Source organism: Noviherbaspirillum sp. UKPF54, from assembly GCF_007874125.1.
Taxonomy (GTDB): Bacteria; Pseudomonadota; Gammaproteobacteria; order Burkholderiales; family Burkholderiaceae_D; genus Noviherbaspirillum.
Genome location: NZ_CP040128.1, coordinates 3,083,582 through 3,102,524 on the forward strand (window position 1 = coordinate 3,083,582; position 18,943 = coordinate 3,102,524).

Consider the following 18,943-nt stretch of genomic DNA (forward strand, 5'->3'; position numbering starts at 1 on the left):
CTCACACCAAGACTTCGACGGGTGCCGGATGGCTGAGAAACGCGGTCGGGCTGGCCGTCAATCCATAAGCGCCCGACTGAAATATCACGACCAGGTCTCCCGGCATCGCCTTCGCCAGCTCCATCTGGTCGGCCAACAGATCGAGCGGTGTGCAAAGCGGCCCGACGATCGATACCCGTTCGCGCTCACCGTCCTGCATGCGGTTGCCGATCGCAACGGGATAGTTTTTCCGAATGACCTGACCGAAGTTGCCGGAAGCCGCGAGGTGGTGGTGCAAGCCGCCGTCCGTGACCAGAAACACCTGCCCACGAGATATCTTGCGATCTATGACGCGGCATACATAGAGCCCCGCCTCCGCGACCAGGTAGCGCCCCAGTTCGATGACGAGTTGCGTTTGCGGCAGATGCTCGCGCGCCAGCGGCATGAGCGCATGCAATCCTTCTCCGACCGCGGCCAGATCCAGCGGCTGCTCACCGGGAAAATACGGCACGCCGAATCCGCCGCCGATGTTTAGCGTACGCACGGGCACAGCTGCATCTTGTGCAAGCTGGGCACCGAGCAACAGCGTCTGTTCCTGCGCCTCGCGCAGTGCATCGGCGCGCAGGCTTTGCGATCCGCTGAAAATATGGAAGCCCTCGAAATCGATATCCAGCTGCCGCAAGCGAGCCAGCATGGCGGGCACGCGTTCCGCATCGACGCCGAACTGTTTCGCGCCACCGCCCATGCGCATGCCAGACCCTTTCAGTTCAAACTCGGGGTTGACACGGATTGCGGTGGTCGGACGGATGCCAAGCCGGTCGCCGAGTGCCGCAATCCGCTCCATTTCACGCTCGGATTCCATGTTGATGGTGCAACCGGCGGCAATCGCCGACGACAGTTCCACATCGGTCTTTCCGGGTCCGGCGAAACTCATCCGTTGCGGCGACATTGTCGTATCCAGTGCGACCTTCAGTTCGCCGCCAGATGCGACATCAAAGCCATCTACCAGCCCGGCCAGATGCTGTACAACTGCCGGCATCGGGTTAGCCTTAACCGCATAGTGCAGCTGGATGTCGCGCGGCAAATGGTGATGCAGGAGCGCGACGCGGTCGCTGATCTGCTGGCGATCGTACGCATAAAACGGCGTGCGTCCGACCCGTTGCGCAAGGCGCGTTATCTCAATATTGCCGGCGCAAAGACACTCGCCGCGGATCGCGAAGCCGTGTTGCGCCGCGTGCACTGGACGAACATTGCTCATGCGGCCGCATCCTGGAAGCTGTTTCGCAGTTCCTGCGCAAGGAGCTTGCGGTCGATTTTGCCGTTCGGGTTGCGCGGCAGACTGCCGCTCCAGATTTCCATGCGTGACGGCAGCATGTAGGCGGGAAGCTTGGGCTTGCAGGCTGCCAGCAGCGACTTTGCATCGGTCAGCTCGCGCTCGCGCGGGACCGCGACCACGACGATTGCCTGCCCCAGCGACGGATGCGGCACACCAAAGGCAGCCGCTTCCGCCACCATGCCGGTTGCATACACCACCTCCTCGACTTCCGTCGGGCTGACCCGATAGCCGGAAGTCTTGATCATTTCATCCCTGCGGCTGATAAAGTACAAAAAGCCTTCTTCATCCATACGCACGGTGTCGCCAGACCAGACGGCAAGCTCGGGAATCGGCAAGCCGGGATGCGGAGAAGGAATCGGCTTGAAGCGCTCGGCCGTTTTTTCGGCATCGTTCCAGTAGCCCATCGACACCAGTGCGCCGCGGTGCACCAGTTCTCCCGGCTCGCCGGGCGCGCATGGCGTCCCGTCTTCCCGCAGGACAAGAACTTCCGCGTTCGGGATCGCCTTGCCGATGGAATCGGGGCGCCGATCAAGCTGTTCCGGCGCCAGGTAGGTGGAGCGAAATGCCTCGGTCAGGCCGTACATCAGGAAGACTTTCGTGTCCGGCAGCGCGCCTCGCAATGCATCAAGCGTGGTGCGCTGCATTGCGCCGCCGGAATTCGTGATGTACCGCAGCTTAAGCTTCTCCGGCCACTTCAGTTGCGCGAGCTGTATCCATAGCGGCGGCACGGCAGCCAGGCCGGTGATACCCTCTTGCGCTACCGTCCGCACCACGTCTTGCGGCAGAAGGTGGTTCAGCAGCACGACCGATGCACCGACATGAAACGCGGTGGTCAGCTGGCTGAGCCCGTAATCGAAACTGAGCGGCAATACCGCCAGCAGGCGGTCTTCCGGCGTGTTTCCGAGATAGGAAGACACACTTTTCGCGCCTGCCACGAGATTGCGATGGGACAGTACGACGCCTTTCGGTTTGCCGGTGCTGCCCGACGTATACAGGATGGCGGCCATGTCGGTATCGATCATGCTCGGGAAGTACGCTTGCTGGCGGCGGGCTAGCACGTCTTCCCAGCGCAGCCTTGCTACGCCAGGTAGTTCGGGCAAGTCCTCCGAAGAGTCAACCATGATCACAGTACGCAGATCGGGGCACGCAGCCAATGCCGGAGCCAGTAACCGCAAACGGTCGGCGGACGTGACCAAGGTCTTCACGTTACAGTCGCCGAGAATGTAAGCAACCTGCTCAGCCTTGAGCAACGGATTGATCGGCACGAAAACCCCGCCTGCGGCGGCCGCGCCAAACAGCCCCACCACGGTTTCGATCCGCTTTTCGAGGTAGACGCCGACGCGTTCGCCGCGCTCAAGCCCAAGCTGGCGCAATGCGCCGGCCATCGAAAGCACTTGTGCGGCAAGAGAGCCGTAGTCCTGCGAATGGGCTTGATAGGTCAATGCCTTCGCGTGCGGGCGCTCCTTCGCGGAGCGCAACAGCATCTCGTGGACAAGGTTGCTCATACGGATTTTCCCCTTCCCTTTTTAACTGGCCTATTGTGAGAGGGAAGCGCATCCGAAAAATTGATAAATTACAAATCTGCCCGATTTTGTTTCCACACTTCACGTTATGTTGGCGTAGAGAACAGTTTGTTGATTATCAACATCCCGCCATCATGCCCTCCTAAAATCTCGATCTGATGTCGAGGCGGAAGAGCGCGGCGTCGCAGAATCATTTTCAGGATCGTTAAGGATGCATGCACATGCTGAACGGCTGCGCAAAAAAAATCAGAGGGCTTATCCAGACAGGCCGCCAGATCGGCGCCGTCAACACGATCCTGTATGTATCCGACCGCGCACTCGCCACCGTTTCGGGCGGGCGGGCACGGCTCTACAAGTACTACTTCGTCGCGCAGCCGGTTTCAACTGCAGCTCGGCTTCCGGGCGGGCGTGGAAAGAAACTTCTGGCGCGCGAGGTGGCCAGCGGAGACGAGGCGACGCGACATTTTCCGCGGCCGTCTTCTGTTATCGCGCAGAGATACGGACAAGGAGCGCGTTGCATTGCAGCGTTCAAGGATGAAACCTTCGTCGGCTACCACTGGCACTTGCACGGCTGCTACCGGGAGGATGAAGTGCGCGCTGCCTACCTACCGGAGCCTTCCGGGGCGGCAGTCTGGGATTTCGACGTCCACGTCGAACCGGGTTTTCGCCTGGGCGTAGCCTTCCTCCGTCTATGGGACGAGGCGAATGCGAAGCTGGCGCAGCAGGGTGTACGCTGGTCCTGCAGCAGGATATCCGCATACAACGCCGAGTCGATGAAATCCCATACGCGGCTGGCGGCAACGAAGATGGGATGTTCGATTTTTCTGAAAGCCGGAAGCTGGCAGATCGTGTTTTCCACCATCCGTCCCTATGTCCACCTTTCTTTCAGGGCGCAATCGACACCAGTCTTTCATTTCGATACAACATTGCTTGCCGCGCCGGCACGGCCGCTTCAGGAACAACAATCATGGAGGAATCATGCAGCGTCTTGACGAAGTAAGAAACATGCTCGCCGAGGTTCTCGGCCTGGGTGAGCGCAAGAAATTTCTGAGTGCGGACTCAACGCTGCTGGGGGCCTTGCCGGAGCTGGATTCGATGGCGGTAATCAGCGTCATTTCGGCACTGGAGGAGTGGTTCGGCATCGCGGTGGACGACGACGAAATCAATGCGAACATCTTCCGTACCCTGGGAAGCCTCACGAACTTCGTCGACCAGAAGCTTGCATAATGTCCGCGCCTCCCAAGTGCGCGGCCCGCCCGTTTTTCCTGCCGACGAAGAGAGGGCCTCTTTTCTGTCTGTTTCACCCTCCACACGCTATGCAGGCGATGCGCGGCGCGGTTCTGTATGTGCATCCATTCGGCGAAGAAATGAACAAGTCGCGCCGGATGGCCGCCCTGCATGCCAAGCAACTGGCCGCGATGGGATATGGCATTCTGCGGCTCGACCTATACGGGTGCGGCGACAGCAGCGGGGAGCTGCGCGATGCAAGCTGGGACTACTGGAAAGAGGACCTGCGCGCTGCCGTGGACTGGCTGAGCAACCACTGCGAAGGGCCCCTCTGTCTGTGGGGTTTGCGGCTCGGGGCGACGCTGGCTCTGGATTTCGCCCGCACGTCCGTTTTCCCGATCCACCGCCTGTTATTGTGGCAACCTGTCATCAGCGGGGAGATGTTCCTTTCTCAGTTCCTGCGACTGAAGCTAGCGGGATCGATCATTAGCGGCGGCAACCCCGCATCCACGGGGACACGGCAGCTCCGGGATTCCCTGAGATCGGGCGTAACGCTCGAGATCGCCGGATATGACCTGTCTCCCCCGCTCGCATCGGCAATGGATGCACTAAAGCTGGAGGAGCTTGCCGACGCAGGAAACGTCATTGATTGGTTCGAAGTCGTCCCGGAACAGGGACGAGACTTGCCGCCGGCAGCAAAACGTGTGATCGATACCTGGCGGCGCAAGAGCGTGCATGTCAATGTTCATTCCATTCCCGGCTCCGCCTTCTGGGCTACGCAGGAAGTGACGGAATGCCCGGAATTGCTCGCCAAATCCGCACGCATTTTCGCAGGGGAATTCGCATGAATATCGATGAGCGAGGTATCGCCTTCCCGTGCCGTGGCGACTGGCTGTACGGCGTTCTCAGCCAGCCGGAACATCCAAGCCAGCGCGGTGTCGTCTTAGTGGTCGGCGGCCCGCAGTACCGGGCCGGCAGCCACCGGCAGTTCAGCCTGCTGGCACGTTATCTCGCCGCGAATGGCATCGCCGCGCTGCGCTTCGACTACCGCGGCATGGGTGACAGCGACGGCATGGCACGTACGTTCGAGAACATCGACGACGACATTCGATGCGCAATAGACCATATTTTTGATCAAATTCCGCAGCTGCGCGAAGTGGTCTTGTGGGGCCTGTGCGACGGTGCATCGGCATCGCTGTTTTACGCGCACTGCGATCCGCGTGTGCGCGGCTTGATACTACTGAATCCCTGGATACGAACGGAACAGGGGGAAGCCAAGGCCTATCTTCGACACTATTACGCAAAGCGCCTGTTCAACGCAGACCTTTGGAGCAAGGTCTTCAGCGGCCGCTTCGACTACAAATCGGCAGTGCAATCGGCATATCGGATTGTCGGCAGCAGCCTTGGGGTGCGACGGCCGGTGTTTTCCGGCGCGCCGGCATCCTCACCCGAAGGCTCCTTGTCGCTGCCGGATCGCATGCTGCATGGCCTGACCGCCTTTGACGGAAAAGTGCTGCTTATCCTCAGCGGCAAGGACCTGACGGCCAGGGAATTTGTCGATGTGACGAGCGGCAGCCGGCGCTGGAGGCGTGCATTGGAATCGCAACGCGTGCAGCGACGCGAACTCGCCGAGGCTAACCACACATTCTCGCAGCGCGACTGGCGCGACCAAGTGGCGCACTGGACGCAACAGTGGGTGCGGTCGTGGTAAGGCGAGTCTTGATGATTGCCTACCACTTCCCGCCGCTGCGCGGCAGCAGCGGCATCCAGCGCACCTTGAAATTCGCCCATTACCTGCCGGAGTCAGGCTGGCAACCCATCGTGCTGAGCGCCCATCCTCGCGCCTATGAAAACACGTCGAGCGACCAGTTGGGCGACATAGCGCCGGGCACGATCGTCAGCCGCCCGTTTGCACTTGATACCGCACGCCATCTTGCAATACTCCGCCGCTATCCGCGCTTGTTGGCGCTACCCGATCGCTGGATCTCGTGGATTCTTGGGGCTGTTCCGGCCGGACTGAAGCTGATGCGTCGGCACCAATGCGACGTAATCTGGTCCACCTACCCGATCGCGACCGCCCATCTGATCGGCCTGGCGTTGCACAAGCTGACCGGGATTCCCTGGGTAGTAGACATGCGGGACCCGATGACAGATGAAGACTATCCTGCGGAACGCCTAGTGCGCCGTATCTTCCAGTGGGTGGAAAGAAAAGCGCTCCGGAATGCCAGTCTCGTCGTGTGTACGACTCCCGGTGCGATAGCCGATTATCGGGCACGCTACCCTGAGATTCCGGCCGAACGCTATCGGCTTATCGAAAACGGGTATGACGAGGAACATTTCGCTGCAGCCCAGGCCCGCTGTACCGAACAAGACCACAGGTTTACCTTACTGCATAGCGGAATTGTTTATCCGTCGGAGCGCGATCCGACCGCGCTCTTTGAAGCTCTCGCGCAGTTAAAAAAACAAGGGCGGATCGACTGTTCGCAATTCAGGCTCGTTCTGCGGGCGACCGCGCATGACGCGCATATCGGAGCGATGCTAAGCCGGCACGGTATCGACGACTTGGTGGAACTCGCTCCGCCGCTGGGATACCGCGATGCGCTCAGCGAGATGCTGTCGGTGAACGCGCTTCTAATTCTGCAGGCTGCAAACTGCAACCGCCAGGTTCCTGCCAAGCTGTATGAATATCTGCGCGCCGGACGGCCCATTCTTGCGCTGACCGATACCGACGGTGACACTGCCACGGTATTGCGACAAGCCGGCATCGATACGATTACACGCCTGGACTCCAAGGACGAAATCATGAATGCGCTGCCACGCTTTATCGCTCTTGCGAGGACAGGACAGGCGCCGCGCGTTCTGCAGGGGCAGATCCATTCCTATTCGCGCAAGTCCAGGGCAAGAGAGCTGGCAGGCGCACTCGATGACGCCGCCGGGCGAATTGACGAAATAGGGTACATGAGGGAGTACGATGAAAAGCCGAGCCGTTAAATCACCTTACTTTTACAGCGCACTTGGACTCGCAGGCTTGCTGCTGTCTGTCGCGGCTCCTATTCCGGCAGCCGACATCCTCGCCTGCGGCGATCTGGCCAACGCCTTCGGCCCTTTCGACTATCGAAATGCCGAGCATCGGAAGAATCTGCCCATCGTGGAGACGCACCACTTCACACCACAGGTGGAAAGCCTGATGAAGGCGGCAACGGGCTCGCTGGGTGCAGACATCGACTATACGCTGCGGGCTTTCCCAAATCATTTGCGGGCGCTCGACGCGATGGCGCGTTTATCGATCAGGGAAAAAACGGCGCGCCCCTCCGGCGCCAATTACAGCATTGAGTGTTATTTCGACAGAGCGATACGTTTTCGTCCAGAAGACGGCTTGGCACGCATGGCTTACGGCGCCTATCTGGCGAATATCGGCGAAGCTGGGAAATCGATCGAGCACATGCAAGCGGCGGCCAGACTGGAACCCGACAACGCGACCGTCAACTACAACCTCGGCCTGATGTATCTGAAGAATAAGGATTATGCGCAGGCGAGAAGCTATGCGAAAAAGGCTTATGCTCTCGGCTTCCCTTTGCCTGGGCTAAAGAACAAACTGGTTGCCGCCAGAGCGTGGAAAGACGACGATCTTCACTAAAAAAAACAGGCAGCCGCACCAGCGACTGCCTGCATCCAGGACGTAACGCGAGTCCGTCTTAACGCGGAACAATCGCGAATTGCGGGCCCGTCGAATAATCGGGCTTGACTGTCCGATTCATGAAGACCTGCCATGCGGTAGCGCCATTGGTCGCGCCAGAATCGACGCTGTATGCCAGTGCCGGCTGCATGTTCGATGGATAGCCCGTGTTTTCTGACGAGTACCCCACCATTTCTCCCGTTTGCAGACCGAGCGCGGACGCCATTGCGCTGCTTCCGCAGGCAAGAGAGGTCTGCGTCGACGGCACGCTCGCCTGATAGACCGGGCCGAACGAACTGTAGTACGGGCTGGTCGACGTGTCGCGGATGTTCAGCGCGTAGCTGCTGCCGTATATCCAGCAGAAACCGGTATCGGTCATGCGCCCGATCGGGAACTTCGCCTTCCATACCATCAGCTGTTTCGCCTTCGGATAGCCGAGCTCCGCTGTACGCCCGATTGCGGACGTGAAGAAGTCGTCCTGCCAGGGAGCGATGCCCCGGCTGTCGTTGTATACCATGGCGGCGCCGTTGGTAATAATGCCCAGGCTGTTGGCGCTGGCATTGGCTGTGTAGTTCGTGTTGTACCAGTCGAGGTTATTCGACAAGAAGGTTTCGAACTGCGCCTTCATCGGATCCTTGTCCGGCGTAATGTAGGCTGCCTCGCCTAATGCGCGCATGCTCCATGCCTGTCCACGCACCTGGTCCGATTTGACTAATCCCTTTCCGTACTCTCTGTATGCCGGATTGTATTGGAATATGTCCCACATCGCCCAGAACTGCAGCTCTTCCAGGTGATAGTAGTCGCCGGTCACGAGATACGGTACAAACGAGAATGCCGGCTGGTGCGCCGAATCCGCAACATTGGGATTGGTGCAGGTGCCGCCGCATGCAGGAAATGCTTCATACTTCCCGGTGGACGGGTTGTAGGTATCGGATGTGCTTCCCAGGATCGTCATGTACGGGTAGTTCACCAGGCTGACCGGACGATCGGTGAGCTTGTCGCGATAATGCACGGACCAGCTGCCTGCCAGTGCTGCCGTCCCAAGCGTGACATCCTTGGCGCCCTTGTCACCGCTCAGCACATACATTGCAGCCCAGCCCGGCAGCAGACCGATGTCCGGCCGTCCGCCGGTATCGGGCATGTACGGAGTCGCCTGGCCGGCCCCCATCGGCTCAGTCTTCGTTCCGCTCCAACCAGATGTCAGCGAGGATAGCGCAGTGCTGGAAATCGTCAGAGCAGGATCGTACTTGGGAATCGCCTTGGTGGAAATCAGATATGCCGCATTATGCGCGACGTTCAACTGCGGCGTGGCACCCCACCAGAATTCCTTGCGCCAGCGCGCGTGGTGATAATGAGCCATGCCGGTCTTCGAGTAGACGTTGCTGCCGCCAACCAAAATCTGCACGTCATAGGTGTAATTCTGCGGGTTGGGCTCGTAGGCCCAGTCGTTTTCAATGGTGACATCGACCTTCGCCTTGTTCATCCCGGCATAGGAACGGATCGCGAAGCGCGCGGACAACTGCGGGTGTTCGGTGCCGGAAGCCGTCTTCAGCGGAGCGGACACGATCCATTCATTCGCGACCGGGCCTGACAGCCAGGTCATGTAACTGCCGCTCTTGAGCAGCGCGTCGGCGGATGCGCTGTAGACGACGCCGTTCAGCGTCACGTTGACGCTTGCAGTGAAGCCGGCATTCAGCAGCGCGGCCGGCGTGGTGCCACTCGACGTCGATACCGATCCGGATTTCGCCAGATTGAGCGTCACCGACTGATTCGCGGCCAGGCTCGGAATCACAGCGGAAAGGACCGCATGCCGCATGCTGCCATCCGGATTGGTTGCCTTGCTATCGACCTGAACCGGAACGGTAGTGCCGTCGCTTAGCGTAGCGGTCAAGCCGTCGGTCGGAAGTACGGAACCAGCCGCAAAGACCTGCCCGAACGTCACAGGGACGTTCGCCTGATTAGTGGTGCTAGTGCTATCGAGCCGGACATTCGTAATGGTTACTCCGGGAGCTGGAGCCGGGGCTGGAGCCGGCGCCGGCGCAGGAGCCGGCGCGGTGCTGATCATACTCGCATCGTATTCGCATACCTTCACTGTGCCGGGTAGCGGATCGCCGAAAGTCGTATTGTTGCAGTTGACCGGACCCGTCAGGCTCTTCGTGACCCATGTGCTGTCAAGGCCGTAACGCACCTGAGTGGTGCCCGAGAAGTTACAGACCTCGCCTTCCGTCGCGCAGCGCGTCCAGCTTGTGGTCGGAGCAGGAGCAGGTGCAGGTGCAGGTGCAGGCTTCGACCCCTTGACGCCGCCTTTGCCGAGCAAGGTTGCCGAGTCTGTGCCGCCCGCCGGCGCGTCCAGCCCGCTTCCGCCGCCACATGCAGTCAACACACAGCTAGCGAGGATCGTTGACAGGAGCTCCATCTTTCTGGGAAATGGCAATCGTTTCATGGCTTGTCCAAATAATATCGCCGGAGTCATCGGCGGTGTTGAGTTGTATCGCCATACAATCGCGTCAAACCTGAATGCACGGCGGATGTTGTTGAAATACTGAGGGTTACAACGAAGTCATGAAGGCTCCCTGTTACTGGAAGATTCACACCAGATGAGATCGCGTTACTGCAATCGGGAGATCAGGGAAATGTCGAGGCGCTTCCATTGATACGCCTCGACGCCGCCATTTCTTCACTACGTCTGTGGAAATGAAGAATTAAGGTTTGTAGATGTAGACGTCCTTCGTCGTACCGTTCACCAGGATGAATACACCGCGTGACGGGCTGTAGCGGAAGCGCCCGTAAGTACCCCACTGCTGCTGCGCACCCGGATCGTCACCACCAGGCGTCAGGTGAGTCCAGGCCGCGTTTGCCGGATTGAAGGTGTAGATATCCTTGCCGCCCCCCCAGACGAAGAACATGTCGCGCTGGTCGGCATATGCCATGCCAGGGCGAGTTCCGATATTGGTCGGCGCGGATCCGCTGGCCGCAACTTCAGTATATGTCTGGGTTGCCGTGAGACTAGCAGGTGACGTCAGGTCCCAGCGGCGCATCGAATAGGTGTTATCACTCTTCGGATACACGACGTAGAGCTGGTTGCGCTTGCGATCGATATCAGTTCCGCCGCCCGCGTCGTAATTGTTGTAGCCGTAGCGCTTCCAAGTATTGGTGGAAGGATCGTATTCGCCGATGTAGCCGGCTTCGCCCGCGACGGACCAGACGTGTCCGTTCGACGCGACGGCGGTCTGGCCACGCCCGCCAACTCCCTGAGGACGGTCCGCAATACGAGACCACAACGAGGTCTGCGGATCGTAGCAAACTGTAACCGGCGAACCGGCCGCCGACGGGTAATACGTTTCACCGAGCGAGCAATACCTTCCCTGTGAATCGACGAACACGCCGCCGTAGGTGTGGGAAGAGCGCGGCTGTTGCAGATCCAGTTGCGACAGCACCGGATCGGCGAAGCACTTGTCATATGCGACATAGTTCCCGTTCATTACGCTATCCGCCAATGAAACGGCGCCCTTCGGGTAGAAACCGCACGATTCGACACGCGAGTCACTCCAACCTGCCCCGGCTGCCGTCCCGGTGGCGCCCTCCCCCATCTCAGTCAACCGTTGCCACTTCATGTTGACCAGGTCGAATGCGAACAGATTGTTGTACCACGAGTCGCCATGCCCGCCACCGTAGACGATCATGCGATCCAGCTTGGCATCGTATGCGCCGCCACTCCACGCCCCGATGACCGCTTCGCAGGCATAGCTGTTGTATGGCTGCGGACAGACATCCTTCATCTGGGTGCCGGTCAGTTCCTTCCATGAATTGGAAGGCATTGCGGCGATGATGCTGTCGATCGGTCCCGTCGTGGTCGGAGCCGGAGCCGGAGCCGGAGCCGGAGCCGGAGCCGGTGCTGGTGCTGGTGCTGGTGCTGGTGCTGGTGCTGGTGCTGGTGCTGGTGCCGGAGCGGCCGTAACGGAAGTCGAATCGGTTTCGCAAACCTTTACCGTGCCCTGCAACGGATCCCCGAAGACGTCGTTGCTGCAGCTGACCGGACCGGTCAAGGTTTTCGTCACCCAGGTCTGGTTGAGGCCATAACGGACCTGCGCAGTGCCGGTAAATGAACAGGTGCCGCCTTCCGTCGCACATTGGGTCCAGGAGCTCGGAGCCGGAGCCGGAGCCGGAGCCGGAGCCGGAGCCGGTGCCGGTGCCGGTGCCTGAGCAACGGCAAAATTTGCCTTGACGTTGCGGACAGTGCTCATCGTTACCGAACAGCTTGTAGCGCTGCCGCTGCAATCGCCGCTCCAGCCGGTAAATACGCTGTCGGCAGCAGGCGCTGCAGTCAGGGTGACGACAGTATCAGTTTTATAGACCTCGCTGCAGTCCGTTCCGCAATCGATCCCGACTGGGCTGGACGTGACACGGCCGGTGCCCGAAAGTGCCACCGTTGCCTGGTAGGTTCCGCTTCTCTTGGCGCCGCCCTTGGCAAGAAGCGTGGACGCATCAGCGTCTGCCGCACTCCCGCTAGGCGCATCGCTCGATGCCCCGCCGCAAGCGCTCAGCACACAGCTGACCATGATTGTTGTGAGGAAAGGCACGTTCGGGTGGCGGGTCGGTCTCGTCATGATGATCGTAGTTGCATGTCAATAAATTATGGTTAGCAAATATCAAGGTTTACTAACCGCAAGTTTCTCTATGGCATGCTTTCCCTAAAGAAGTTCCTTGAGAAATAAATTTTTACGAATACCCCATCCTTATTAACCGGCGTCAATGAAGTAACACGCAGCAATAGGGAAGTACAAAAACGACAAGAGCCCGCGCTATGACACGCAGGCTCTTGAAAGCGAGAACGGGAAACGGCGGCGAAAGACCGCCGCTAAGCTAGAAAAAACTTTCCGGAATGACTAGAACATCGCCGGGCCGCATCGGGATATTGGCCGAAAGATCGCCATCCTTGATCAAATCGTTGAGACGGACCGGCACCTTTTGGAGGCTGCCTTCCTGTTTCCGAAGGATGCGCGCGCTGTTTCCCGACGCATAAGGAGTGATCCCCCCGACGGCAATTACTACATCCATCAGCGACATACCTTTACGATAAGGCAATGCCTGCGGTTTCACCGCCTGCCCAATGATGCGGATTTGTTCGCCGTAGGGGCCGCTAAATTTCGTCACGGTGACGGTCACTACCGGTTGCTGGATGAATTTCGACAGTGCCTTTTCGATGTCGCGCGCGAGATCCGTCGAAGTCTTGCCGCTGGCCTGCAAATCTTCCACTAGCGGCGTCGTGATCTTGCCGTCAGGGCGCACAGGCGCCGTCAGTGAAATGTCCGGATAACGCCAGACCAGGATATGGAGGCTGTCGCCTGGGCCGATCAGGTAATCGTGGCTGTACGATTCATCGCTAGTATTCGCAATGGATTCCGGAGCCGTCTTGCATCCTCCCAAGACGAACATCGCCAACATGCAAGTCATGCACGCCAACGCGCGCACGAAAATAGAATAGTTTTTCATTGCTTATATATCCTCCCTACTGATGAAACGCTTCCTGCTGAAGCCTGTTCGCTTTCCGGCAAGGCTCAATTTCCTCCGGAAGATCCGAATCGCCATGCCTGAATATATGCTGCGTCACGCGACAGCAGGATGCAGCTGTCGCTGATGAGAGACAAGGCATGCAAGGCCAGCATGAATGTCATGCGTCGGCTCGAATCCCAGCAAGCGCCTCGCCTTGGAGATATCGGCTTGGGAATGGCGAACGTCTCCCTCGCGAAAACCGACATGCTTTGCCTCCTGGCTGCGCATGTCCGGATTCTCTTGTTCCAGCAAAGCGCGTATTGCGCTGAACAATTCATTGAGCGTGGTCCGATCTCCCAGTGCGATGTTGTAGACCTGGTTGATAGCATCCGGGTCATCGCAAAATGCCGCAAGCAGGTTGGCCTGAATCACGTTCTCGATGAAGCAGAAATCGCGGCTGGTTTCGCCATCGCCGTTGATGTGCACCTGTTCGTTACTGCTCAGGGCAGCGATCCATCTCGGTATTACCGATGCATAGGCCCCGTGCGGATTTTGCCGCGGACCGAATACGTTGAAGTAACGCAGCCCGATCGTTTGCATTCCGTAACGCAGCTGGAATACGCCGGCATAGAGTTCGTTGACGTACTTCGTGACGGCATAGGGCGACAATGGGCTCCCGATCACCGATTCGACCTTCGGCAGCGCAGGGTGGTCGCCGTACGTTGAACTCGATGCGGCATAGATGAAGCGTCTGACCGACGCGTCGCGCGCAGCCACGAGCATGTTCAGGAAGCCGGTGACATTGTTTTCGTTCGTCAGTATCGGATCCTCGATCGAACGCTGTACCGAGCCGAGCGCCGCTTCATGCAGCACGAAGTCGACGCCATTGCATGCCTCTTCGCAATCCGGCAGGTTGCGGATATCGCCGCGTAATGCGCGGAAATTACTCCATGCTTGCGCCCCCACCAACTTGCGCACTTCGTCGAGATTGTGCTGAAAACCGGTCGAGAAGTTATCCAGTCCAGTAACACGCTGCCCCAGGCGCAACAGCGTCTCCAAGAGGTTGGAACCGATGAATCCGGCCACGCCCGTGATCAGCCAGTGATACTGGCGCTGTTCGAGGTGACGGCATACCTCGGCATAACGCACTGGAAGAAGCGCCTCGTCATTCTTCATTCACAGCCTCCACGCGCTGAAACCGGCTGCGCGCAGCTGATCCAGATCGAATTTCGACTTCACATCGATAAAGCATCCCTGTTCGACGAGCTTGGCGCCGTACTCGGCCAATGGGCGCTCCACCACTTCGCGGTGCGCTACGGCGACCACCATTGCCTTGGCGCGCGGCAGCTCATCCCACTGCTCCAGTTGGATGCCGTATTCATGAAGCGCTTCGGACGAGTCGGCCAGAGGGTCGCATACGTGTACTTCCAGTCCGAACGACTTGAGCTCCCTGATCATGTCGGCCACCTTCGAGTTTCTCAAGTCCGGGCAATTCTCCTTGAAGGTAAGGCCAATGACATTAACCACGCTGCCCTTGACGGGAAAACCTGCGCGAATGATTTCCTTGACCGTTTTCTCGGCGACGAACTTCGCCATGCCGTCGTTGATGCGGCGCCCGGCCAGAATAACTTGCGGATGGTACCCGGCCATGACCGCCTTGTGTGTCAGATAGTACGGGTCGACACCGATGCAGTGGCCGCCCACCAGCCCCGGCTGAAAGCGCAGGAAATTCCACTTGGTGCCGGCCGCCTCCAGCACTTCGGAGGTATCGATGCCGAGCATGTCGAATATGATCGCCAGTTCGTTCATCAACGCGATATTCAAGTCGCGCTGGGTATTTTCGATCACCTTTGCCGCTTCGGCGACACGGATGCTTGATACGGGAAATACCCCGGCGTTTATGATCGAACCATAAAGTGCTGTGACCTTCTTTACTGTTTCGGCATCGTCTCCCGAAACAATCTTCAGAATCGAGGTCAGCGTATGCTCCTTGTCGCCAGGATTGATACGCTCCGGTGAAAATCCGACGTGGAAGTCTTTCATCCACTGCATGCCGGAATGCCGTTCCAGAACCGGGATGCAGATTTCCTCGGTCGCACCTGGATATACAGTCGATTCATAAACGACGATTGCACCGCGCTTCATGTGCTTGCCGACAACCGTGCTCGCACCAATCAAGGGAGCGAAATCCGGATTGTGCGCATTGTCCACCGGTGTCGGCACGGCGACCACAATGTAATCGGCCTCGGCCAGCGCGCTGGCGTCGCAGGTTGGCTTCAGCAACGATGCGGCGCGCAGTTCGTTCGACGAAACTTCTCCTGTGGGATCGATATGGCGCTTGTAGTTCTCGATTTTCGCTTCCGAGAGGTCATAGCCAATCGTCCGATATTTCTTGCCGAAGGCAACTGCCAACGGCAGGCCTACGTAGCCTAATCCCACTACGGCGACGACACCGATGTCGTCCGATGAATTGCGGCTGAGCTGGTTGATTTTCTCTATCTGGGCGGAAATGTCGCCGGCGCGCGCAGTGTCGGGGCTGGTGTACAAGGCATGTCCTTTCAATCATTAATTCGAAGGCAATTGTTAACCGCAGCCCATTATTTGTTTTTGGCATGTTTATTCGTTGACAATCCTCAATAAAGCGCACTAGCAACATCCCCTACCATGAGGCCTGCACAAACCAGTTCGAGCTAGACCAATCAGGTCGCGGCACCTACAAGACATTCAAGCAGGCACGCGCTTGCCTGGCCCCACGACTTTCATACAAGAGGATGCGATGGCGGTTCATAACGCACGCACTGCGATAAGCCTGGCGGCAACCCTGTCGTTGCTGGCGGCCGGCGTCGCCGGATGTACGCAGAGACAAAGCGTCAATTCACTGCTGAGCGAAGCAGCAAACTACGAACAGAGCGGCAACAGGAATGCGGCCATCATCCAGTTGAAAAACGCGCTCCAGCAGGATTCACGCAACGCCGAGGCACGCCAGCGGCTGGCATCGCTTTACCTACAATCGGGTGACGGTTCCTCTGCTGAAAAGGAGATCAGGCGCGCGATCGATGGCGGCATGTCTGCCGAAAAGGCGTGGCCGATATTGGCCAAATCGCTGCTTCTGCAGGGGCAATTCCAAAAGGTGATCGACGAGGCTCCGCCGGGCGCGCAGCATGACCCACAGTCGCTCGCCTTGCGCGGCGACGCTTATCTATCGCAAGGAAAATCCGGGGAAGCATCTGCAGCCTATGAGCAGGCACTGTCACTGCGCGAAAGCGATCCCGGCGCACTGGTCGGACGAGCCCGGCTCAATGCTATTCGACGCGACTTCGCCGCAGCCCATGCCGATATCGACAAGGCCCTCACCGCCGATGAGAAAAATGTAGATGTCCGGCTATTCAAGAGCCAGCTGCTGCAAATGGAAGACAAGCCCCAAGATGCATTGGCATCCTATTCGCGGGTGATCGAGATTGATCCCTCCAATATAGAGGGCAAGCTCGGCAGGGCATACTGCGAAATCGCACTGGAAAAATACGAAGACGCACAACGCGACCTTGACGCAATTCGCAAGCTGGCCCCCGGCAGAGCGGTCGTCCTCCATGCACAAGCGATGCTCGACTACAAGCAGGGCAAGCCGCAACAGGCGCTCGAAGCGGTGCAGCAAGTGCTGCGCGCTGCGCCCGAGTATGCTCCCAGCCTGCTGCTGGCGGGCGTGCTGCAAAAGGACCTCGGCGCGTATCAGCAAGCCGAAGACAACCTGAGCCGTTATCTCGACAAGGTTCCCGGCAATCTCTATGCCATCAAGCAGCTGGCTGCCGTCATCCTGAGGAATGGCGACGTACAGCGCGCGGCGAACGTGATCGAAAGCGGACTGAAATCTGCGCCTGACGACACCCAGCTGCTGGCTCTTGCCGGTGATGCCAATTTGCGGGAAAAGAATTTTGCCAAGGCGTCCACCTATTTTGAGCGCGCCGCGCGCAACGCTCCTGACTCCGCAAGAATCCTGACTGCGGTAGGGGTGAGCAAGCTCGCGCAGGGCGACAGCGCAGCTGCTACCGAGGTGCTAGAGAAGGCAGTCAAGCTGGACCAGCAATCGGTCGACGCCGGGCTGTTGCTGGTAAATGCCAAGATCGCAGCAAAACAATATGACAGCGCGCTTGCCACGCTCAAGAAATTGGCGGCTGACCACCCCGACAACCCGGCGATTCCGAATCTTGCCGGTCACGTCTATCTCGGCATGCGGGACACGCGCAATGCGCGAGCGTCATTCGACAAGGCGCTGGCACTGCAACCGAAGTTCTTCGCCGCCGCGGCAAGCCTTGCCCGCCTCGACGTGCAGGAAAACAGGCATGACGCCGCCAGACAGCGCTTTGTTTCCCTCCTTGCGAAGGACCCGTCCAACGTTCTTGCCATGCTGGCGCTGGCGGAGCTTGCCAATATTCAGGGCAAGCCGGCCGATACGCTGACCTGGCTGGAGAAGGCAAACCGCGCCGATCCCAAGGATGACAAGGCAGCGGCCGCACTCGCAACGCAATACATGAACACAGGAAAATGGGACAAGGCCCTGACGTTTGCCAAGTCATTCGCCCTTGAAAATTCGGAATCGCCACGTGCGTTGGACTTGCTCTCGCGCGTGCAGCTCGCCAACAAAGACCTGAACGGCGCGCTGGAGTCGCTGGAACGACTGGCCAAGCTCGTTCCGAACCCGGCCGGCGTCAATGTCCGCATCGCGCTCGCGCATATGTCCAAGCGCGACTTTCCCGCAGCGCGGGAAGCGGTGAACAAGGCATTGTCGGCGAGTCCCAACCTGCTGGAAGCACAATACGTCGACGGCTTGCTCAAGGCGCGCCAAGGCGACGCGGATGCGGCGCAGGCGATCGCCCGCAGACTCCAGAAGGAGCAGGCGCGCTCAGCCTATGGTCACCTGCTTGAAGCCGAGAGCTGGATGGCGCGCAAGAATTCCGCAGCTGCGGCGACATCCCTTGAAGCAGCCTTCAAGCTCGAACCCAATAGTGAAACGTTGTCCCGACTGCATCGCGCACTGGAGCTTTCCGGACGCGCAAATGAAGCCGACAGCCGGGCAAGCGAATGGCTAGCCGCGCACGCGAACGATCGCGCGGTGAGAATGCTGGTGGCGGAGTCGAATCTCTCGCGTCGGCAGTACAAGATCGCCATCGCACATTATGAGAAGCTACTGCAAAGCGATGCGAATAATGTTGTTGCTCTCAACAACCTTGCGTTCGCCTATCAGGAAATCAAGGATGCGCGAGCGCTTGATACGGCGGAAAAGGCATACAAGCTGGCGGGAGAAGATCCGTCTGTGCTCGATACTCTCGGCTGGATTCTCGCTCAGCAGGGGCAGCGTGAACGCGGCCTCGCGTTGCTGAGAAAGTCCGCCGCAATGGCGCCCAATTCCCGGGAAATCAAAGAACACCTGGAGCAGGCTGAGCGCGGCCAACTATCGCCGAAAGGCACGTGAAGCTGCGCCGGGGCGTACATGTCCCGGCGCAGCTTCGGCGTCAGTGCCTTCCGCTTTTTCCCATGCCTGCTCGAAGCAATCGACATTCGCCGCACGACGCTGATAACAGGTGGATAAACGACAGGAGCAGGAAGCTGATACACCGGACGAACGCGGCATGGGCACAAGGCCCCAGATGCACGGATTGCGCTCGCAAGGCGATGCGCTCCGAAATGGAACTGACCAGGTGCCGATTCACAGGC

Annotated in this window: 14 protein-coding genes; 7 read left to right on the top strand and 7 right to left on the bottom strand. The window is 59.0% G+C overall.

Annotated features, from left to right (window positions below):
- Window position 1: 1 nt before the first annotated feature.
- Both FAY22_RS14170 and FAY22_RS14175 read right to left on the bottom strand, forming a co-directional pair.
- Window positions 2–1,237 carry a pyridoxal-dependent decarboxylase, exosortase A system-associated gene (locus FAY22_RS14170; RefSeq protein ID WP_146330808.1) on the bottom strand — a complete coding sequence of 412 codons (1,236 nt, stop codon included), beginning with the start codon at window positions 1,235–1,237 and terminating at the stop codon, window positions 2–4.
- Window positions 1,234–2,820 carry an acyl-CoA ligase (AMP-forming), exosortase A system-associated gene (locus FAY22_RS14175; protein ID WP_146330809.1) on the bottom strand — a complete coding sequence of 529 codons (1,587 nt, stop codon included), beginning with the start codon at window positions 2,818–2,820 and terminating at the stop codon, window positions 1,234–1,236. The genes FAY22_RS14170 and FAY22_RS14175 overlap by 4 nt, the downstream gene beginning before the upstream one ends.
- 233 nt (window positions 2,821–3,053) lie before the next feature.
- On the opposite strand from FAY22_RS14175, the gene FAY22_RS14180 reads away from it, so the two are divergent.
- From FAY22_RS14180 to FAY22_RS14205, 6 genes are read left to right on the top strand one after another with little or no spacing between them, the layout of a single operon-like run.
- Window positions 3,054–3,830 (top strand): N-acetyltransferase, encoded by a 777-nt coding sequence (locus FAY22_RS14180; protein WP_146330810.1) that lies wholly within the window; start codon window positions 3,054–3,056, stop codon window positions 3,828–3,830.
- Entirely contained in the window at window positions 3,817–4,065 is a 249-nt protein-coding gene (locus FAY22_RS14185; protein WP_146330811.1) for an acyl carrier protein, read from the top strand. The genes FAY22_RS14180 and FAY22_RS14185 overlap by 14 nt, the downstream gene beginning before the upstream one ends.
- Complete coding sequence (locus tag FAY22_RS14190) at window positions 4,065–4,913, top strand: hydrolase 2, exosortase A system-associated (protein ID WP_146330812.1); 849 nt, start codon at window positions 4,065–4,067, stop codon at window positions 4,911–4,913. Before FAY22_RS14185 ends, FAY22_RS14190 begins: the two co-directional genes overlap by 1 nt.
- The gene (locus FAY22_RS14195; RefSeq protein WP_146330813.1) at window positions 4,910–5,776 is read left to right on the top strand and encodes a hydrolase 1, exosortase A system-associated; all 867 of its coding nucleotides are present in this window, start codon (window positions 4,910–4,912) and stop codon (window positions 5,774–5,776) included. Before FAY22_RS14190 ends, FAY22_RS14195 begins: the two co-directional genes overlap by 4 nt.
- Window positions 5,777–5,787: 11 nt before the next feature.
- Entirely contained in the window at window positions 5,788–7,056 is a 1,269-nt protein-coding gene (locus FAY22_RS14200) for a glycosyltransferase (RefSeq protein WP_146330814.1), read from the top strand.
- Window positions 7,037–7,702 (top strand): tetratricopeptide repeat protein, encoded by a 666-nt coding sequence (locus tag FAY22_RS14205; protein ID WP_146330815.1) that lies wholly within the window; start codon window positions 7,037–7,039, stop codon window positions 7,700–7,702. The genes FAY22_RS14200 and FAY22_RS14205 overlap by 20 nt, the downstream gene beginning before the upstream one ends.
- Before the next feature lie 58 nt (window positions 7,703–7,760).
- On the opposite strand, the gene FAY22_RS14210 is transcribed toward FAY22_RS14205, so the two are convergent.
- From FAY22_RS14210 to FAY22_RS14230, 5 genes are all read right to left on the bottom strand, one after another.
- Window positions 7,761–10,124 carry a hypothetical protein gene (locus FAY22_RS14210; protein ID WP_246860514.1) on the bottom strand — a complete coding sequence of 788 codons (2,364 nt, stop codon included), beginning with the start codon at window positions 10,122–10,124 and terminating at the stop codon, window positions 7,761–7,763.
- Between the two features lie 319 nt (window positions 10,125–10,443).
- A complete protein-coding gene (locus tag FAY22_RS22595) occupies window positions 10,444–12,348 on the bottom strand; it encodes a hypothetical protein (RefSeq protein ID WP_210411990.1) in 1,905 nt (634 codons plus the stop codon).
- Between the two features lie 256 nt (window positions 12,349–12,604).
- The gene (locus tag FAY22_RS14220; RefSeq protein WP_146330816.1) at window positions 12,605–13,234 is read right to left on the bottom strand and encodes an XrtA/PEP-CTERM system exopolysaccharide export protein; all 630 of its coding nucleotides are present in this window, start codon (window positions 13,232–13,234) and stop codon (window positions 12,605–12,607) included.
- Between the two features lie 114 nt (window positions 13,235–13,348).
- Window positions 13,349–14,410, bottom strand: coding sequence for an SDR family oxidoreductase (locus FAY22_RS14225; protein WP_146330817.1), 1,062 nt, complete (start codon window positions 14,408–14,410; stop codon window positions 13,349–13,351).
- Window positions 14,411–15,691, bottom strand: coding sequence for a nucleotide sugar dehydrogenase (locus FAY22_RS14230; RefSeq protein ID WP_146333455.1), 1,281 nt, complete (start codon window positions 15,689–15,691; stop codon window positions 14,411–14,413).
- Between the two features lie 319 nt (window positions 15,692–16,010).
- Here FAY22_RS14230 and prsT point away from each other — a divergent pair, with 319 nt between their 5' ends.
- On the top strand, window positions 16,011–18,701 hold the full coding sequence (prsT, locus tag FAY22_RS14235) for an XrtA/PEP-CTERM system TPR-repeat protein PrsT (RefSeq protein WP_146330818.1): 2,691 nt from the start codon (window positions 16,011–16,013) through the stop codon (window positions 18,699–18,701).
- Window positions 18,702–18,943: the final 242 nt, after the last annotated feature.

What these genes read in the sequence shown, in the direction of transcription:
- FAY22_RS14170 (WP_146330808.1), bottom strand. Translation starts at nt 1,237, where the DNA reads ATGAGCAATGTTCGTCCAGTGCACGCGGCGCAACACGGCTTCGCGATC.
- FAY22_RS14175 (WP_146330809.1), bottom strand. Translation starts at nt 2,820, where the DNA reads ATGAGCAACCTTGTCCACGAGATGCTGTTGCGCTCCGCGAAGGAGCGC.
- FAY22_RS14180 (WP_146330810.1), top strand. Translation starts at nt 3,054, where the DNA reads ATGCACATGCTGAACGGCTGCGCAAAAAAAATCAGAGGGCTTATCCAG.
- FAY22_RS14185 (WP_146330811.1), top strand. Translation starts at nt 3,817, where the DNA reads ATGCAGCGTCTTGACGAAGTAAGAAACATGCTCGCCGAGGTTCTCGGC.
- FAY22_RS14190 (WP_146330812.1), top strand. Translation starts at nt 4,065, where the DNA reads ATGTCCGCGCCTCCCAAGTGCGCGGCCCGCCCGTTTTTCCTGCCGACG.
- FAY22_RS14195 (WP_146330813.1), top strand. Translation starts at nt 4,910, where the DNA reads ATGAATATCGATGAGCGAGGTATCGCCTTCCCGTGCCGTGGCGACTGG.
- FAY22_RS14200 (WP_146330814.1), top strand. Translation starts at nt 5,788, where the DNA reads ATGATTGCCTACCACTTCCCGCCGCTGCGCGGCAGCAGCGGCATCCAG.
- FAY22_RS14205 (WP_146330815.1), top strand. Translation starts at nt 7,037, where the DNA reads ATGAAAAGCCGAGCCGTTAAATCACCTTACTTTTACAGCGCACTTGGA.
- FAY22_RS22595 (WP_210411990.1), bottom strand. Translation starts at nt 12,348, where the DNA reads ATGACGAGACCGACCCGCCACCCGAACGTGCCTTTCCTCACAACAATC.
- FAY22_RS14220 (WP_146330816.1), bottom strand. Translation starts at nt 13,234, where the DNA reads ATGAAAAACTATTCTATTTTCGTGCGCGCGTTGGCGTGCATGACTTGC.
- FAY22_RS14225 (WP_146330817.1), bottom strand. Translation starts at nt 14,410, where the DNA reads ATGAAGAATGACGAGGCGCTTCTTCCAGTGCGTTATGCCGAGGTATGC.
- prsT (WP_146330818.1), top strand. Translation starts at nt 16,011, where the DNA reads ATGGCGGTTCATAACGCACGCACTGCGATAAGCCTGGCGGCAACCCTG.